The organism is Actinomyces mediterranea (genome assembly GCF_900155595.1).
Lineage (GTDB): Bacteria > Actinomycetota > Actinomycetes > Actinomycetales > Actinomycetaceae > Pauljensenia > Pauljensenia mediterranea.
Map to the genome: position 1 here is coordinate 793024 of NZ_FTPB01000004.1, position 17706 is coordinate 810729.

14 protein-coding genes are annotated in these 17706 nt (G+C 64.6%); 3 read left to right on the forward strand and 11 right to left on the reverse strand.

The annotated features are described in order from the left end of the window. Positions 1–97: 97 nt before the first annotated feature. The 7 genes from BQ7471_RS07545 to BQ7471_RS07575 all read right to left on the reverse strand — a co-directional run bounded on the left by BQ7471_RS07545 (position 98) and on the right by BQ7471_RS07575 (position 8178). Complete coding sequence (locus BQ7471_RS07545; RefSeq protein ID WP_076465327.1) at positions 98–1654, reverse strand: rhamnulokinase; 1557 nt, start codon at positions 1652–1654, stop codon at positions 98–100. Positions 1655–1768: 114 nt separating this feature from the next. Then, a complete protein-coding gene (gene rhaI / locus BQ7471_RS07550; protein ID WP_076465328.1) occupies positions 1769–2947 on the reverse strand; it encodes an L-rhamnose isomerase in 1179 nt (392 codons plus the stop codon). Between the two features lie 40 nt (positions 2948–2987). Further along, on the reverse strand, positions 2988–3350 hold the full coding sequence (locus BQ7471_RS07555) for an L-rhamnose mutarotase (protein ID WP_076465330.1): 363 nt from the start codon (positions 3348–3350) through the stop codon (positions 2988–2990). A 146-nt stretch (positions 3351–3496) separates the two neighbouring features. Next, on the reverse strand, positions 3497–4582 hold the full coding sequence (gene rhaS / locus BQ7471_RS07560; RefSeq protein ID WP_076465331.1) for a rhamnose ABC transporter substrate-binding protein: 1086 nt from the start codon (positions 4580–4582) through the stop codon (positions 3497–3499). 13 nt (positions 4583–4595) lie between these two features. Continuing rightward, on the reverse strand, positions 4596–5651 hold the full coding sequence (locus BQ7471_RS07565; RefSeq protein WP_235821265.1) for an ABC transporter permease: 1056 nt from the start codon (positions 5649–5651) through the stop codon (positions 4596–4598). Further along, positions 5648–6667, reverse strand: a complete 1020-nt coding sequence (locus BQ7471_RS07570) for an ABC transporter permease (protein WP_076465333.1) — start codon at positions 6665–6667, stop codon at positions 5648–5650. The genes BQ7471_RS07565 and BQ7471_RS07570 overlap by 4 nt, the downstream gene beginning before the upstream one ends. Beyond that, positions 6664–8178 (reverse strand): sugar ABC transporter ATP-binding protein, encoded by a 1515-nt coding sequence (locus BQ7471_RS07575; RefSeq protein ID WP_076465334.1) that lies wholly within the window; start codon positions 8176–8178, stop codon positions 6664–6666. Before BQ7471_RS07575 ends, BQ7471_RS07570 begins: the two co-directional genes overlap by 4 nt. A 260-nt stretch (positions 8179–8438) precedes the next feature. Here BQ7471_RS07575 and BQ7471_RS07580 point away from each other — a divergent pair, with 260 nt between their 5' ends. Then, complete coding sequence (locus BQ7471_RS07580; RefSeq protein ID WP_235821266.1) at positions 8439–9632, forward strand: LacI family DNA-binding transcriptional regulator; 1194 nt, start codon at positions 8439–8441, stop codon at positions 9630–9632. Between the two features lie 88 nt (positions 9633–9720). Next, positions 9721–10908, forward strand: coding sequence for an App1 family protein (locus BQ7471_RS07585; RefSeq protein WP_076465338.1), 1188 nt, complete (start codon positions 9721–9723; stop codon positions 10906–10908). Positions 10909–10919: 11 nt separating this feature from the next. Here BQ7471_RS07585 and BQ7471_RS07590 read toward each other — a convergent pair whose 3' ends face one another. Beyond that, positions 10920–11615 (reverse strand): LytR C-terminal domain-containing protein, encoded by a 696-nt coding sequence (locus BQ7471_RS07590; RefSeq protein ID WP_076465339.1) that lies wholly within the window; start codon positions 11613–11615, stop codon positions 10920–10922. Between the two features lie 156 nt (positions 11616–11771). Here BQ7471_RS07590 and BQ7471_RS07595 point away from each other — a divergent pair, with 156 nt between their 5' ends. Beyond that, positions 11772–12917, forward strand: a complete 1146-nt coding sequence (locus BQ7471_RS07595; RefSeq protein ID WP_076465341.1) for an acyl-CoA dehydrogenase family protein — start codon at positions 11772–11774, stop codon at positions 12915–12917. 432 nt (positions 12918–13349) lie between these two features. On the opposite strand, the gene BQ7471_RS07600 is transcribed toward BQ7471_RS07595, so the two are convergent. The 3 genes from BQ7471_RS07600 to BQ7471_RS07610 are packed head-to-tail and all read right to left on the reverse strand — an operon-like array spanning position 13350 to position 17479. After that, positions 13350–14798 carry a variant leucine-rich repeat-containing protein gene (locus tag BQ7471_RS07600; protein ID WP_076465343.1) on the reverse strand — a complete coding sequence of 483 codons (1449 nt, stop codon included), beginning with the start codon at positions 14796–14798 and terminating at the stop codon, positions 13350–13352. 58 nt (positions 14799–14856) lie between these two features. Further along, complete coding sequence (locus BQ7471_RS07605) at positions 14857–15597, reverse strand: anaerobic ribonucleoside-triphosphate reductase activating protein (RefSeq protein ID WP_076465344.1); 741 nt, start codon at positions 15595–15597, stop codon at positions 14857–14859. A 1-nt stretch (position 15598) separates the two neighbouring features. Further along, a complete protein-coding gene (locus BQ7471_RS07610) occupies positions 15599–17479 on the reverse strand; it encodes a ribonucleoside triphosphate reductase (protein WP_076465346.1) in 1881 nt (626 codons plus the stop codon). Between the last annotated feature and the right edge of the window lie 227 nt (positions 17480–17706).

The window sequence follows — 17706 nt, forward strand, 5'->3', positions numbered from 1 at the left end:
GAAGCGTTACCCCATTTCAACAACCATTCAAGCTCTTCAGATTTCGACGAGTCAGAGCGCATGCCACTGGACGCCTGCTCGCACTCCCTCCCATCACTCAGCCAAAGGCGCGCTTCTCGGCCTCGTCCCAACGGGCCGCCTCGGCGGCACGGGCATGCGGGTCAGCGCCGCCTGCGGGCTCGTAGCGGCGCATGTCGGTGGAGGCTCGCACGATCTCACGCAAATCCGACAAAGAACCTTCCAATAGACTTGCGCCACGGGCCGCCACCAGGACATTGCCCAGGGTCGTCGCCTCTTCGGGGCCAGCGACGACCGGCAGGCCCGTAGCGTCGGCGGCCAGCTGGCACAGCAGACGGTTGCGAATGCCGCCGCCCACCATGTGCACGGTTGCCACCTCAACGCCCGCCAGCTCACCAGCTTGTCGCACAGCGCGACGATAAGCCAAGGCGAGGGAGTCATCAATGCAGCGCACATACTCGCCAAGATTGCGCGGGATCGGCTGTCCGCTGGCGAGAGCGAAAGCGTCGATGCGGGCCGCCATATCCCCCGGTGCGAAGAAGATCGAATCATCGATGTCGACCACCGTGCGCAGGGGCTCGCTGGCCGCAGCAGCCGCGTCCAGCTCAGCAAACCCCGCCTCGTGACCCTGTTCGCGCCAGGTGCGCACGGCCTCGTTGAACACCCACAGGCCCATGACGTTCTTCAGGTAGCGCACCGTGCGGTCCACGCCGAGCTCATTGGTGAAATTCGCTTCCCGCGACGCCTCGGATAGGACCGGCTCAGGCAATTCGAGGCCGACGAGGGACCATGTCCCACAGGAGATGTACGCGAAGTCCGGCCCCACCCCAGGTGCAGGGGGCGATGCCGGAACGGCTGCGACGGCAGAGGCCGTGTCGTGGGTTCCCACTGCGACCACCGGGGTCGGCACGCCGGAGGGCGTGCACAGTTCCACGACCTCGGGGCGGACGCCCCCGATGGGGGTTCCGGCCTCGACCATGCGCGGAAGGATCGGGGAGATGTCCACCTCGAAGGAGCGTCTCACGGCCTCTAAGAGGGGCGGGGACCAGGTGCGGGTGCTCGCATCCATGAGGCCGGTGGTCGACGCGTTCGTCACCTCGATGACCTGCTGGCCCGTCAGCCAATAGGCGATGAGGTCGGGCAGCATGAGTAGCGTGCGCTGGTGCCCGTCGGGCAGCCCGCCCTCGCGGTATTCGGCAATGAGTTGGAACACCGTGTTGAAGTCCTGCACCTGCAGGCCGTTGGTCGAGTAGAACTCCTGCGCGGTGATCTTGGAGAACACCTCGTCGGGAATGCCGCGGGTGCGTCCGCAGCGGTAGGAGGCGACCTGGCCGCGCAGCGCCCCCGCGGCGTTGAGCAACCCGTAGTCCACCGCCCACGTATCGATGCCGATCGCGCTGAGCGGACCCACCCGCCTCGCCCCCTCGATAAGGCTCGCGACGATCTCCTCCCACAGGCGCAGCACATCCCAGTGGAGGCGCGGCCCGCGCATGGTGGGCAGACTGACCGGCCCATTGCGGAAGCGGCGGATCTCGGTGAGTTCAACGCGCCCACCCGCCAGGGTCGCGACCATGACGCGCCCCGAGGATGCGCCGAGGTCGACGGCGCCGATGTGGACGGGTTCGCTGTTGTTCATCGCTGCTCCTTTGCGCCGATCAGGGGGTGCACGTGAATGGGAATGACGAGGGCGGGGCCGCCTGCCGTGCGGCACCCCCGATCGGCGGCTCCGCTCTCGTCGATGGGGTGGGAATCAGGCTCCCCAGCTCGCCTGCTGCCCGCCGACGCGTTCCTCAGCAATTCTTGCGAGGTAGCCGGAGCGCGTGAATGCGGCGAGCGGCTCCGGATCAAGGCCCTTCTCTTCTCGTAGTTCGCGCAGGAGGGGGCGGACATCGGTCCAGAACGCGTCCATGAGGATGTCGTTTGCGGCGATGACATCGTGGTTGAGCTGTGCGGCATTGAGGGCCTCTTCGTCGACGAGGAGCGCCTTGGCGGTCGCCTCCTGGACGTTGAGGACGGAGCGGATCTGGCCGGGGATCTTCTCTTCGAGGTTGTGGCACTGGTCGAGCATGAAGTTCACGCCCGAGTCCTTGTCGAGAGCATTGGCCGCGACGATCTCCCGCATGATGCGGAACAGCTGGAACGGGTCGGCCGCGCCGACGATGAGGTCGTCGTCTGCGTAGAAGCGCGAATTGAAGTCGAAGGCGCCGAGGCGTCCGGCGCGCAGCAGTTGCATGACGATGAACTCGATATTCGTGCCGGGCGCGTGGTGGCCGGTGTCGAGGCAGACGACGGCCCGCTCGCCCAGGGCGAGGACGTGGCCGAGAGCGGTGCCCCAATCGGGGATGTCCGTGGTGTAGAAGTACGGTTCGAAGAATTTGTATTCGAGGAGGAGCTGTTGATCGTCGTCGAGGGCGGCGTAGATCTGGCTGAGGGAGTCTGCGAGGAGTTCCTGGCGCACGCGCATGGAGTCCTGTCCGGGGTAGTTCGTGCCGTCGGGCAGCCAGATCTTCAGCGTCGAGGATCCGGTGGCGCGCATGACGTCGATGCAGTCGATGTGGTGGGCGATGGCTTTGGCGCGGATCGTCTCATCCGTGTTGGTCAGCGAGCCGAACTTGTAGTCGTTGTCCTGGAAGACATTCGAGTTGATCGTGCCGAGCCGGACTCCCAGCCCTTCCGCGTACTCGCGCAACTTCGCGAAGTCCTCGACGAGGTCCCACGGGATGTGGAGGGAGACCCGGGGGGCGAGGCCGGTGTAGCGGTGGACCTCAGCGGCATCGGCGATCTTCTCGAAGGGGTCGCGCGGGGTGCCGACGGTGGCGAAGACCTTGAAGCGGGTGCCGGAGTTCCCGTACGCCCATGAGGGGACCTCGATGGTCTGTTCGGCGAGGAGGCGGTGTTGTTCGGGCGTGAGGTCTGACAGAGTAACCATGATATGTCCTTCGTGAATGGTTGAGGCGAGTGCGCCCGGGTCAGGGCAGGTAAAAGTATTGGGAGAGGATCTGAGCGTCTCCGCCGTCGGGCTGGAAGTATTGGGCCATGGCCTCTTGCCAGCGGGTGTTGACGTCGTTGGCCGCCATGGCGCGCTGAGCCGCGTTGACGTCGTCGGATTCGAAGTATCCGACGACGAGGCCGGTCTTCTCTTCGAGGAAGAGGGAGTAGTTGCGCCATCCCGCCCGGGTGAGGGCATCGCGCATTTGCGCCCAGACTCTCTGATGCACGTCGACGTACTCGGCGAGCCGGTCGGAACGGACCCTGAGGAGAAAGCACTGCCGCGTCGGGGACGCCTGGTCGGTTGTTGCGAGAATCGCATGAAGATCGGGGCTGTCGCTCACTGGTCCTCCTTCGTCATCGAATAGGGATCTGCTGTTTCCCAGCATAAAATGAAACGTTTCATCATGTCAATGAACAATCCGTATTGTACAAATGCGGCGGTCAGGATCGTTACTCCCCGACCGCCGCATCTCATGCATCTGATGGATCAGAAGTCGTAGTCGTCAATGTTCTCCGCATTGAACCGGACCGGATCGCCGACGACGACGATGCCGCCCTCTTCAACGGTGCGCTTGCCGAGTTCGCCCGCGACAAAGGTATCGCCGACGGCACCGGTGATCGCCCCGGACTGAAGGGCCGCGCCCGCGTAAGCGGCGACGTAGCCGAGCTGAGCGGGATCCCACAGGCCGAACTCCGTAACGGTGCCGTCCTTGACGAAGGAGCGCATCTCATTGGGAAGCCCGAGGCCGGTCAGCACGATCTTGCCCTTGTACTCCGAGGTCGACAGGTAGCGCGCGGTCGCGGCAATGCCGACCGTCGTGGGGGCGACGATAGCCTTGAGGTTGGGGTTCGCCTGGATGAGGCCCTGCGCCTCCTGGAAGGACTTCGTGTCATCGTCGTCGCCGTACACCTTGGCGACGATGTTGATACCGGAGTACTTGGAGTTGGAGGCGATCTCCTCTTCCATGTACTGGATCCAGGTGTTCTGGTTCGCCGCGGTTGCCGTGGCCGACAGGATCGCGATGTCGCCCGAGCCGCCGATCTGCTCGGAGACCATCTCCAGCATCGTCAGCGCCACCTGCTTCGACTCGACCTGGTTGATGAACAGATCGCGGCAGTCCGCAGCGGCATCTGAATCGAAGGTCACGACCTTGGAGCCGGCTTTGCGCGCATCCTTGAGGGCCGGGCACACCGCATCGGGGTCGTTCGCGGCGATGACGATGACATTCGTGCCCGCCTGGACCTCCGAGTTGATGAAGGAGACCTGCGACGAGGACGAGGCCTCAAGAGGACCGACGACGTTATTCTCAGCGAATCCCAGTTCTTCGGCCGCGTTCTTCCCGCCGCTGAGCATGACATCGGAAAAGGGGTTGTTGAGCTGCTTGGGAATGAAGGTGATGGTCGCGTCGGAGACGTCGTACGAGCCGTCGGCAGATGCAGCCGTTGATGTGGAGCCGGTTGCAGAGGAGCCGTCAGATGCGGAATCGCCGCCCGAGCAGGCATCCAGGGAAAGGGAGGCCATGACGAACATGGCTCCGAATGCGGCAGTGAGGCCGCGGTTGAGACGAGACATCGTTGTCTTCCTTTCAGGCGCGCACTGCGCCAGTATTGGGGGTTGGTGTCGGTTGAGATGATTCAGGTCGCCTCTTCGAGCGCCATTCCTTCCACGCGGTGACCACCGACGGGGCCACCACCGATGCGATGAGGAGCAGACCGGTGATCATCACGAGGACGACCTCCGGAATCCGGTTGAGGCGGAGGGCGTAGTTGAGGACGCCGACCGTGAAGACACCGCAGACGGAGCCCCAGATGGAGCCCTTTCCGCCGAAGACCGATACGCCGCCGAAGACGATCGCGGCGATGACGGTGAGTTCGAGGCCCTCGAGATTGTCGGATTTGGCCGCCGAGTAGCGCAGGGTCCAGAAGATCCCCGCGATGGCGGACATGAATCCCGATAGGATCAGTGCGATGAGGCGCGATCGCTTCGTGTTGATACCGACGAAGCGGGCAGCCTCTTGGGAGTATCCCAGCGCGAAGAGTCCGCGCCCGTAGGGGGTCTTGTTGAGCAGGATCCAGAATGCGAGGACGAAGACGATGAGCGGGATGACGACATAGGGGATGCCGGTGCTTCCGAAGGATCCGGTGACGAAGGACGTCGCCCATTCGGGGAATGCCGATATCGACTGATCGCCGATGACGACCAGCGCCAGGCCCCTGTACAGGGCGAGTGTGCCGATGGTGACCGCGAGCGCGGGCAGGCCGACATATGCGGTCATTGCAGCATTGAACGCCCCGCAGACGATGCCGATAGCCAGGCAGATGAAGATCGTCACCCACAACGGCGTTCCCGATTGGATGAGGACGCCCATCGAGGCCGAGACGAGTCCGGCGATCGATGCGACCGACAGGTCGATATCCGCATTGATCATGACCAGCGTCATCGACAGCGCCATGAGGAGCGTCGCCGTGACGTCGAGCGTGAGGTACGTGAGTGTGCGGGGCTGGCCGAAGCGGGGCACGAAGATCAGTGCGAGGATGATCGCCGCCGCCAGGATCAGCACCATTTTTACATCGCGCGATGCTGCGATTCGCGACATGAGATCGCTTTTCGGGCGGGAGACGGTAGTGGTCGGGGTGCTCACTGTGCCCCTCCTTGCTTTCGTAGCGCCTCTTTGCGGCGGATGGTGGAGACACGGTCCATGACGATGGCGACGATGATGAGGGCGCCGACCACCGCTTTCTGCCAGAATTTGTCCACTCCGACCGCGGTGAGCGCCGATGTGATGGTGTTGAGGAGAAGCGCGCCTATGGCCGCGCCGTAGGCGATGCCGACGCCGCCGGTCATTGCGACGCCGCCGACGACGCAGGCCGCGACGATGTCGAGTTCCATGCCGGTGCCGGTCGTTGCGCCGACCGAGTTGAAGCGCGAGGCGTATAAGACCCCGCCGAGGCCGACGAGGGCGCCGTTGGCGACGAATGCCGCGAAGACGCGTTTGGCGACGGGGATACCGTAGACCGCTGCGGCCTCGCGATCAGAGCCGATCGCGTAGAGGTCGCGGCCCGATCGGGCGAAGCGCTGGTACAGCGACACGATGACGATGACGACCACGGCGAGCAGGGTGAGGACGGGGAAGCCGAAGAGCGTTGCGACTCCCAGATCACCGAAGGCCTGAGGACGGTCGCCCGCGAAGTACTGGGTCGATCCGGCCCACCAGTTGAGCGCCCCTCTGAATACGTAGAGGGTTCCCAGGGTGATGACCATGGCCGGCACTTTCGCCTTCGTCACCAGTACCCCGTTGATCGCGCCGAGCAGGGCCCCCAGCAGTGTGCCCGCGATGAATACGACGATGATCGGCATGGAGTCGGAGGAGGCGAAGAGGACTCCTGTGAAGAAGGCGGAGAAGCCCAGGATCGACCCGACGGACAGGTCCACGCCCTCGGTGGAGATGATGAGGGACTGTCCGGCCGCCATGAGCATGGCGATCGTCGCATTGAGGAAGAGGTCTTTGACGCCCTGGGAGGTCAAGAAGCGCGGGTTGATCACCCAGGTGATGATGATGAGTGCGATGAGGGCGACGATGACCGGCATTTCGCGGATGCCGAATATGCGCTTGAGGCGGGCCAGCACGGTGGGCCGCGCGGTGTCAGTGGTAGTCATGATGCCGCCTTCACATGGTCGGTAGCCGCGGTCATTACGTTCTCCGCATTCGCCTCGTCTCGCGAGAATTCACCCGTCACGACGCCCTCGCACATGACGATCACACGATCCGCCATTCCCAGGACTTCGGGCAGCTCGGAGGAGATCATGACGATCCCGACTCCGGACTGGGCGAGTGCGGACAAGAGGCGGTGCACTTCTGCTTTGGTCCCGACGTCAATGCCGCGCGTCGGTTCGTCCACGATGAGGATCCGCGGATCCGTGGCGAGCCACTTGGCGAGGACGACTTTCTGCTGGTTGCCGCCCGACAGTGAGGAGACGGGCTCGCGTTGGCTCGCGGTCTTCACCTCGAGTTTGCGCGACCATTCAGCTGCTGCCTCGGCCTCGTTCTTGGCGCTGATGATGCCCCACGTGGCGAGCTTGTTGCGAAGGGTGAGCGCGGTATTGCGCAACACGGACAACTCCATGACGAGTCCCTGTTTGCGCCGGTCCTCGGGCACGAAGCCCAGGCCCGCTTTAATGGCGGCGGTGGTGTCGCCCAGTTTGAGGGGCTCGCCGAAGACGTTGACGCCGCCGGCATCGACCGAGTCGATGCCCATGATCGCGCGGGCGACTTCGGACCTGCCCGCACCGACGAGTCCCGCGAGGCCGACGATCTCACCCGCGTGCACCTCGAAGGAAACATCGCGGAAAACGCCGGTCCGGGTCAGGCCGGTGACCGTGAGGATCGTGTCGCCGATCTCTGCGTCGAGTTTGGGGAAGAGCTGTTCGACATCGCGACCGACCATGTCGCGCACGAGTTCGGCGTTATTCGTCTCGGAGAGCATACGCGTCGAGACATAGCGCCCGTCCCGCATGATGGTGATCCGATCGCACAACTCGAAGATCTCTTCCATTCGGTGAGAGATGAACATGAGCGCCGCGCCCCGGTCCCTCAAGGACTTCGCGATCGTGAAGAGGCGCTCGACCTCGTGTCCGGACAGCGCTGCAGTGGGCTCGTCCATGATGAGCACTTTGGCGTCGAGGGAGATGGCTTTGGCGATCTCCAGGATCTGCTGATCCGCGATCGACAATCCCTCAGCGGGGCGCGCGGGATCGATATCGACTTCCAGTCGATCGAAGAGCTCCTGTGCGTCTTGGCGCATCTTCGCGTGGTCGATCATATTGAGCGCGCCGGTGGGCTGGCGCCCGATGTAGATATTCTCCGCGACCGACAGATCGGGGAAGAGGGTGGGTTCCTGGTAGATGACGGAGATGCCCGCGGCCTTGGATTCGGCCGGGCTGTGGAACGAAACGGGCTCGCCGTTGACGAGGACTTCGCCGGCGTTGGGCTGATGGATTCCGGCTAGTACTTTAACAAGCGTGGATTTCCCCGCCCCATTTTCTCCCGCGAGAGCATGAATCTCGCCGGGGTACAGCTCGATGCACCCGTCCCCCATGGCGACGAAGTTCCCGTACTTCTTCACTGCATGGCGGACTGAGATAATCGGCTGAATAGCTTCGCGTTGCACGCGACCACCTCCACACTGAGGTTGAAACGATTCATTGTTTTGAGTTTGACATGCGTCATGCGGCGCTGTCAACACCAGGAACGCTTCCCCGGGCGATCTGTGACCAAGTTGAGATGAATCGTTTCGCCATTGGAGTCGAACTGACGGCACAGACCCACCCGAGCGCACCGCCCCCCGCCACGGCAGGCAGACGCCTGACTGTTCGCACAAGTAATGACAGAATTGGCCACAAGCAGCGGTTTCCACGAAAGGTCTAAGCAGTGCCACGCGCATCAGCAATGAGTCGACAGGTCGATACCGCCTCCCGGACTCTCGCAGGCAATGAGAAAACACCTCCCCCCTCCACCCAGAAGGCACCGGGCGTCAAAGATGTTGCGGCCCTCGCGGGAGTGAGCGTCGGATCCGTCTCCAATGTCATCAACGGACGCGGAACAGTGCGCAACGATGTGCGCCAGCGCGTCGAAGACGCAATCGCCGCACTGGGATACGTCCCCAACCCGACCGCACAGGCGCTGAGGAGGGGAGTGTCTCCCCTCGTCGGAGTCACCGTCTTCGATCTGACGAATCCCTTTTTCATGGAGGCCGCTGCGGGAATGGAGCAGCGCCTGCGAGAAGACGGCTGCGTCATGTCCCTCGCCTCAACCAATTCCAACGTCGACACCGAGGCGACGGTGCTGCGCGCCCTCGCCGGACAAGCGGTGCGCGGAATCCTCCTCACCCCCGCCGACTCCGACCTCGACGTCGCCCATGAACTCGTCAAGCGCGGCGTGTCCATCGTCCTCTTCGATTCGCCCGACACTCCCGAAGACATGTCGGCGATCAGTATTGACGACCGCGCCGGAGCCTCGCTCGCCATCGAGCACCTCCTATCCCTGGGGCACCGCCGCCTCCTCTTCGTCAACGGCCCCTCGTCCGTGCGCCAATCGCGCCAGCGCCTCCTCGGAGTGCAGGACGCCATCCACCAGTGGCGCTCGCGCCCCGACTACGACGCCGAGTCCTCGCCCATCGTCCTCGATGTCGCGGAGGTCACGGACTTCACCGCCGAGGCCGGTCGGGCGCATATGCGCCGTATTCTCGCCGACGCCGGGGTCAACGCCACCGACCCCCGTAGTGGTGACACCAGGCCCTCATCCCCTCCCCCCGCCTCCTTGCCCGCGGACTTCCCCACCGCAGTGTTCTGCGCCAACGATCTGCTCGCATTCGGCGTCATGAGCACCCTGCGCGACGCCCGCATTTCGATCCCCCGCGATATCTCCCTCGTCGGATTCGACGACATCGCCCTCGCCGCGCAGATGCCCATCCCCCTGACGACGATCCGCCAGCCCATGAGGGAGTTGGGGCGAGAGGCCGCAGACCTGCTGCTCGCATCGTCCGCGCGCGAGGCGACAATCGTTCATCGCAAGTTCTACCCGAATCTGGTCATCCGCCAATCAACCGATTCCCCATCCCGCTGAGGCTCTCCGCCCGTCCGCATGGGCGCCGGGTCGTCGGACGGGACCGTGGATCGTGTACGTTGAAGATCCACCCATCCCGAGGAGGATAATGCTCTCCGAACCGCTCATCGATGATGAGTCGCCCTCCGTCCTCCTCACCCTCGTGTCCTCCGGCGGCGAATTGGGGTCGCGCACCCTCGCACGCGTTTTGTCCGATTGGGGGTTCCACCCCGGCATCGTCGGATTCGGCGGTCTGGGCTCCGAGCGCCGCGCCCGTGTCATCGGGCGGGTCATCATGGAGCGCACACGCGATCAGCGCTCCTGGCTCGCCCAGCGCCGCGGATGGCGACAGTTCTTCGATGCTCAAGTGCCCCGCCAGCCGGTCCTCGTCACAGTCGGATCGCAGCGCCGCATCACCTTCGCCGATCGGGGCGGTTACATTGACCTGACCGTCCCCGACCACGGCCTCGTCCCCGGATGGCACAGCGCGTGGATGCAGCCCCTCCATGAGGGCGATGTCCGTGCCCTCGGACTATCCGAGGGTGACACCGTCGAGTCACGTCCCTCGACGAACACCACCGGAGAAGTCCTCTACGCCGCGGGGCGCGTCCGGGCCGGTCAGCCGGTGTCCGTCGCCCTGCGGATCATCGGAGACGACGAGCGGGTGGGGATCGTATCGGATATCGACGACACCGTCATGGTGACGATGCTCCCCCGTCTGGTGGTTGCGGCGAAGCACTCCTTCGTCGATCGGGTCTCTTCGCGCGAAGCAGTCCCCGGGATGGCGGAGTTCCTCTCCGCCCTGGCGTCGACGCCGCTCAGCCGCGCGGGCAAGCAGCCGCACGCCCCCGTCGTCTACCTGTCAACCGGCGCATGGAATGTCATTCCGACCGTCAGGGACTTCCTCCAGCGCCTCGACTACCCCCTCGGGGCATTCCTCATGACGGATTTCGGCCCGTCGAACACCGGATGGTTCCGTTCGGGGCCAGAGCACAAGCGCAGAGAATTGCGCCGCCTCGCACGGATGCACCCGACAATGAAATGGCTCCTCGTCGGCGACGACGGGCAGCGCGACCCCGAGATCTACGCGGAATTCGCGCGAGAGTACCCGCACAATGTCGCAGGAATCGCGATCCGATCCCTCTCAGAGATCGAGCAGTTCATGTCGCACGGCACCTTCGAGTCGATGGTTCCCGATGCGCTGAGGACCGTGCCCGATTCGATTCCCGTGTGGTTCGGCTCCGATGGGCACGCGCTTGCCGCAGCCTCCGATGCGGCCGACCTCAACCTGGAGTAGTCGACCGGGGGTCACTCGGCCGATTGAGCGTCCGTCGGCTCTTCTGATTCGGCTCCCTCGGCCTCGGCACCGGATTGCTCCCCCGACCGAGCGGACTGTTCCGCGTCGCCCTCGTCATCAGTGTTGACCGCCACGCAATTCTTCGGCGCCCGGATCGGATCGCGCGAATCAATGATGCGTTGAACATCGTCGGCGCTGAGCGGGCCGTCGTAGAAGTTGCCCAACAGCACCGTCACAGTGGTATCCGTCGACTCGGTGAGGACCACCTTCGAGCCGGGGAAGAAGCGGGCGACGGTATACGCGGCATCAACAGCATTCGGTCCGACGTCGATCTCTACCTTGCCCGGGTATTCGGACACCGCATTGCCCGGTTCCAGAGGCGTGTACCCCGCTGTGGAGAGCATAGCCGTCGCATCGGAGGCCAGACTTGGGCGCGATGTCGTATTGAGGATCTGGACTCTGATCCCCGCGGGATCCACAAGCGCGGTAGAGGTTGGACAGGGAACGTCCCCGGGCGCAGCGTACTTCACGGTGCGCGAGAACTCGTTGCCAATGGGGACGGGAACGATTCCCGTGAGGACGAGAGCGGAGACGATCGCAACGACAACCAGGATCGCACCCGTCATGGCGAAAGTGAGGGCCTGACGGCGCTGACGGGCCTTGAGGAACCGCTGACGCGGAGTGAGAGCGGGCATTTGTGACGTCACAGGACAAACCTACTCGACTCCACTCGACTCATGCAGCCCTTGGCACGATTCGGCACCCATCGCCTGATCCGGCAGATGCATACTCTTCACGCTACCGTGGGAGACTCAAGCGGCGCGCTCCCCGCTTGACCGTCACCACCATGAGAAAGGACGACGATGGCGTTCCTCAGCGACGACCTGCTCGCACGAATCCACGAACGTGCAGCCGCACACGACCTCGACAACACCTTCCCCGATGAGGACCTCGCGAACCTGCGCGACTCCGGGTACCTCACGGCATTCGTCCCCAAGGAGTACGGCGGCGCTGGCTTGACCCTCGAGGAGATCGCAGCAGAGCAGACTCGCCTCGCCAAGGCCGCCCCGGGGACCGCGCTCGGCATCAATATGCACCAGATCATCGTCGGTCTGGGGCGCCACCTCGTGCGCAATGGGAACCCCCGCGGCGAAGTCATTCTGCGCGACGCTACCGCCGGTGAACTCTACGGTTTCGGCATCTCCGAACCCGGCAACGACCTCGTCCTCTTCGGGTCCATCACCACGGCAGAACCCGACGGCGAGGGCGGCTATTCCTTCACCGGCACGAAGGTCTTCACATCGCTCGCACCCGCATGGACACGTCTGATGACATTCGGCCGCGACGACTCGGGCGAGGACGGACCCCACTCGGTGTTCGCCATCCTCAACCGCGAAGACGGCGGCTTCACGATCACAGACGATTGGGACACGCTCGGGATGCGCGCCACCCAATCGAATACGACCCTCCTGGAGGGGGCGCATATCCCCGCCGAGCGCATCCTCACCCGCTGCGAGCCCGGCCCGTCGAAAGACCCGGTCGTCTTCGGCATCTTCTCCCACTTCGAGATCCTCCTCGCCGCGACCTACATGGGGATCGGCGAGCGCGCCGTCGAGGTCGCCGCCAAACATGTGAAGACCCGTCAATCGGTGAAGAACCAGACGGTGTACTCCAATGACCCGGATATCCGCTGGCGCATCGCGGAGGCCGCGATCACCATGAACGCGGTCGGCCCGCAGATCCGCGAACTCGCCCGCGACGTCGAAGAGGGCGTCGATCGGGGCCCGATCTGGATGCCGCAGTTGTCGGCGGCGAAGAACGCCGCCGCGGAGGCGACGCTGCGCGCAGTCGAGCAGTCGATCCGCGCATGCGGCGGCTCTTCCTACTACAACGGCCATGAGCTCTCGCGCCTGTACCGCGACGCACTGGCGGGCCTGTTCCAGCCCTCGGATCAAGAGTCGCTGCACGCCGCGTGGGCGAACGCCGTCCTCGGTCCGATCAGCGAGTAGTCGGACGGTCGGCGACAAGTCGCGCAGCTCGGCGAGCAGCTCGGCATGACGGGCACGTGGGCGCCCTCGTCAATCGACTGACGAGGGCGTCCGCCGACTTTGGTGGGGTCGGACTTCGTGTCGGTGGTCGCGTGTCTTGCCGAAGTGGTCTGGTGTGGGGATGGGCGAGGTGCTGGGAGTGTCTCCTCATATGATTCGGAGGTGGCTTCGCGGTCGTGGAGTGAGCGAACACAGTGGGACGAGCAACGGTGAGGCTGGTGGTCTGCAGGCGGAGAACAGGCGTCTGCTTCATAAGAATCGTGAGCTTCGCCGAGCCAATAAGATCACGAAAGCCGCGTCGGCTTTTCGCAGCCGAGCAGGTCGCCCCGGCCCGCGATGATCCGTTTCACCACTGAACATAAGGCTCCATGTGGCCTCTGTGTCAGTGTGGAGTCAGCGCCAAGAGAATCGGTCCGGGGTGATCTCGCCCTTGTCTCCGGTCATCCACCCGCTGCGCGACAGGGCGAAGGAGTGACCGGAAACAGTGTTCCAACAGGAGATGCCGTCCTCGGTCGCCGTGCACGCCGAATGGCCGTTCACCGCGTAGCGACCATAGTCGAGGACTGCGGTGACATCCCCCGCGTCTCCTTGCGCGCAACTGTTCTGCGCGCCATCGGCGGTGGCGATGAGGACGCCCCCCTGCGCGCCGCCGCACGCCTCGTAGCCCGTGCCCGCCCAGTTCGTCCGATAGATCTGGCAGAGCACCCGGTCGCCGCCGAGGAGGCAGACGATGTTTCCGGAGGGGGCTCTGAACTGCCTCATGGTCGCAGCGGACGCCGGTGCCGGATACTTCACCTCGTCCTCGTCGGCTTCACTTCCCCGCGACTGGGCGGCGTCGGGCGTCGTCGGAGCTGAGGACTGCGCCGTCTGCGAGCCGGGCGAGGGCGACGGGGCCCGCTGTGTTCCGAATCCGTTGGTGAAGACGAAGGCCACCGCTATGAGGAGGATGACGGCGAGGGCGATGAGCGCGCCGAGCAGTCCGGCGAGCCACGAGCCGCCCTTCTTGGACCCGTCCTCGATAGCCGTTGGCGCCGATGCCGGGACACTGGAACGTGCGGGCGCCACGGCGGGGACCGGCGCATGAACCGGGGGCGTTGCTGCCTGTGACGTCGGAGTCCACCCCATCGGCTGAGTCTGACCGGCGAACGCCGAACCGGGGGCGGCCTGTGCAACGGCGGGCGACGGCCCGGCGGGGTCTATCGGAGACCATGAGAAAACGGAGTCGCCCGGCTCTACCGGGGCGCTTGCAGGCGCGGGGAAGACCGATGTCCGCTCCACAATCGGCTGTTCTCCCCCGGCGCCTGCCCTAGGCGCAGTCTCAACCGCCGGGAGCACTGCGGTGCCACCGGCTGCGGCGGGCGAGAAGACCTCCGGTTCGAGGACCGTCGTCTCTTCAGCCCGGGGTGACGCGGATGTTTCGTGTCTGTCGGCGGCCTCCCCAGTTGCGGGGGTGTCCTCAGCCTGCGGGGTCTTTGCGATCCCCGGTGCGTCTGCGGCCCCAGCCGTCTCCCTGATCTCGGGGGCGCCCTCGTCGGCCTCGGGGTTCCGAGACGACGCAACTGCCTGCTGCGCGGTGTCCACCTGCGGATCTGCATCCGCCTGGGGCGGCGCGTCATCACGGGGCGTCGGCCCTGCTCCGGATCCTCTCACCGCGAGCGCGGCCGCAACCTGCGGATCCCCGAGGTTCTTCAACCACTCGAGCAGCCCCGGATACGCATTCGGATGCACGGCGACCTGCGCGCGCAACTCGGGGTTGTAGTAGGCAATGAGGCGCAGTTGCTCGGCGCTCGTCGTGGGGTCGGCTGCGGCGCGCGCAGCGTCCGGGATCTGCTGATTCGACATCAGTGCTCCTCACGCTCGGGACTCTTCCACGATCCAGCCTAAACCGCGGCGGGCGAACTCACGCGGGCCGGAACGTGAAAACTTCAAATCCCAGGGCTTCGCAGTCGCGCGCGAGGGCGGCCACCTGATCGTCCCACCCGGCCGCCTGCGCCACGAATCCCTCCGAAGTGCCCAGCGCCCTCGCCTGCTGCAGGGCGAAGCACGTCACCCCCATATCCCGCAGCCGACGCGCCACCTCGGCGCCGTCACCGGGACCTTCAGGGTAGACGGTGAGGCGGACCTCGTAGTCGACCTCGGGATGGTCAAGGAGGATGCGCAGCGACTCCCACGCCTTCTCCCCCGCGCCCTGGCGCCCTGCGACGGCCGCGTAGTTCTCGGGCAGCGCCTTGATGTCGATGCCGACCCAGTCGATGAGGCCCTCGTCGAGGAGTTCCTCCAGCCGTTTAGGGTAAGGGCCCGCAGTGTGGAGGCCGACCGCGTAGCCGAATTCCTTCACGCGACGCATCGCAGGGGCGAGGGCGATCTGGCGAGTCGCCTCACCACCGGAGAAGACGACGCCGTCGAGGAGCCCGTGGCGCCTGGCCAGCAGATCCTCCAGCGCGCTCCACGCGACAACCCCGGGGATTTTCGGATCGATGATCGCCACATTCTGGCAATACGGACACATCCACGGGCACCCCTGCAGGAACAGGGACGCGGTGAACTTCCCCGGCCAGTCGACGCTCGACATGGGGACCATGCCTGCGATCTGCAGGTCGTCGGGCAGCCACCGCCTGCCCGACGCCGCAGAGTCGTTCATCTCAGCGCGCCTCGATAGGAGGGAAGGCGGAGACGAGTTCGCCGTGACGCGACGCCGCATCCTCGGAGAACATGGTGCGCTCGGCGTACTCGCCCTTCTTACCGATGTTGAAGGACTGGACGGGGCGGAAGTAGCCCATGACGCGGGTCCACACCTCGCAGGTCTGCGGCTCGCGGTCGGGATGACGCTCGGCACACTTCTCGCAGGTGAAGTGCTCGCCCGCGAGGTAGCCATGAACCGGGCAGATCGAGAAGGTCGGGGTGATCGTGATGTAAGGCAGCTTGAAGGCGGTGAGCGAGCGCTTCACCATCTCCTTGCAGGCGGCGCCGGAAGTCATGCGCTCGCCCATGTACAGGTGCAGGACGGTGCCGCCCGTGTACTTGCCCTGGAGGACCTCTTGATCCTCGAGCGCCTGGAACGGATCATCCGTGTATCCGACGGGCAGTTGCGAGGAGTTCGTGTAGTACGGCTGGTCGGGGGTGCCAGCCTGGATGATGTCCTCGAAGCGCTTCTTGTCCTCCTTCGCGAAGCGGTAGGTGGTGCCTTCGGCGGGGGTCGCCTCGAGGTTGTAGAGGTGGCCCGTCGCCTCTTGGAGTTCCACCATGCGGTCGCGAACGTGATCGAGGATGCGCACGCACATGTCGAAGCCGCGCGGGTCGGTGATGTCGTAAGCGTCGTCGGTGAAGTTGCGGACCATCTCGTTCATGCCATTGACGCCAATGGTGGAGAAGTGGTTGTCGAGGCTGCCGAGGTAGCGCTTGGAGTAGGGGAAGAGACCGTGATCCATGTGGAACTGGATGGTGGAGCGCTTGCGCTCCAGCGACTGGGATGCGAGGTCGATGAGATGGTCGAGGGCTGCGACGAGGCCGTCCTCGTCCCCCTTGAAGAGGTAGCCCAGGCGCGCCATGTTCATGGTGACGACGCCGATGGAGCCGGTGAGCTCGGCCGAGCCGAAGAGGCCATTGCCGCGCTTGAGGAGTTCGCGCAGATCGAGCTGGAGGCGGCAGCACATGGAGCGGATCATGTGCGGGTCGAGGTCGGAGTTGATGAAGTTCTGGAAGTAGGGCAGGCCGTACTTCGCGGTCATTTCGAAGAGGCGGTCGGCGTTGGGGGTGTTCCAGTCGAAGTCGGGGGTGATGTTGTAGGTGGGGATGGGGAAGGTGAAGACGCGCCCGTCGGCGTCGCCGCCGCTCATCACGTCGATGAAAGCGCGGTTGATGAGGTCCATCTCCTCCTGGAGTTCGCCATAGGTGAAGTCCATGACCTCGTCGCCGATGAGTGGGTACTCCTCGGCGAGGTCGTCGGGGCAGGTCCAGTCGAAGGTGAGATTCGTGAAGGGGCACTGGCTGCCCCAGCGGCTGGGCACGTTGAGGTTGTAGATGAGCTCCTGCATGCACTGGACGACCTGCTCGTAGCTCATATTGTCGATGCGCACGAAGGGGGCCATGTAGGTGTCGAAGGAGGAGAATGCCTGGGCGCCCGCCCACTCGTTCTGCAAGGTGCCCAGGAAGTTGACGATCTGGCCGCATGCGGAGGAGAAGTGCTTGGGAGCGGCGGAGGAGATCGCGCCAGTCACCCCGTTGAAACCCTCCTGAATGAGACGCTTGAGGCTCCACCCAGCACAATACCCGGCGAACATGTCGAGGTCGTGGATGTGGTAATCGCCCTCGCGGTGGGCCGCGCCGATCTCAGGGGTGTAGATCTGTTCAAGCCAATAGTTCGCGGTGATCTTCCCAGCGGAGTTGAGGATCATGCCGCCCAGCGAGTAGCCCTGGTTCGCATTGGCGTTGACTCGCCAGTCGGAGCGGTCGAGATACTCCTCGACGGTGGAGATAGCGTCAACGTCGTAGCGCGGGGCACGGTCCTGGGGGCACTGGTCCATGTTTGTCACCTTCATTGGGTACGTCAGTCGGGATATTTCGTCGGGTGTCCGCGCATGCTCGGGCATCCGACGTTCAAACACTGCATCTAGGGTTTGAGACGAACAGGCACCACTGTATCTAGGGGCCCCTGGGGAGTCGAGCCACTAGATATGCAACACGCCGGAATAATTCACCAGACGGTCACCGACCCATAATCTCCTAGGTATAAAGTCCCATTACTGAGTAA

Bases quoted from the DNA above. Each gene is read 5' to 3' on its own strand.
- BQ7471_RS07545 (WP_076465327.1), bottom strand. From the start codon at position 1,654: ATGAACAACAGCGAACCCGTCCACATCGGCGCCGTCGACCTCGGCGCA.
- rhaI (WP_076465328.1), bottom strand. From the start codon at position 2,947: ATGGTTACTCTGTCAGACCTCACGCCCGAACAACACCGCCTCCTCGCC.
- rhaS (WP_076465331.1), bottom strand. From the start codon at position 4,582: ATGTCTCGTCTCAACCGCGGCCTCACTGCCGCATTCGGAGCCATGTTC.
- BQ7471_RS07570 (WP_076465333.1), bottom strand. From the start codon at position 6,667: ATGACTACCACTGACACCGCGCGGCCCACCGTGCTGGCCCGCCTCAAG.
- BQ7471_RS07585 (WP_076465338.1), top strand. From the start codon at position 9,721: ATGCTCTCCGAACCGCTCATCGATGATGAGTCGCCCTCCGTCCTCCTC.
- BQ7471_RS07595 (WP_076465341.1), top strand. From the start codon at position 11,772: ATGGCGTTCCTCAGCGACGACCTGCTCGCACGAATCCACGAACGTGCA.
- BQ7471_RS07600 (WP_076465343.1), bottom strand. From the start codon at position 14,798: ATGTCGAATCAGCAGATCCCGGACGCTGCGCGCGCCGCAGCCGACCCC.
- BQ7471_RS07605 (WP_076465344.1), bottom strand. From the start codon at position 15,597: ATGAACGACTCTGCGGCGTCGGGCAGGCGGTGGCTGCCCGACGACCTG.
- BQ7471_RS07610 (WP_076465346.1), bottom strand. From the start codon at position 17,479: ATGGACCAGTGCCCCCAGGACCGTGCCCCGCGCTACGACGTTGACGCT.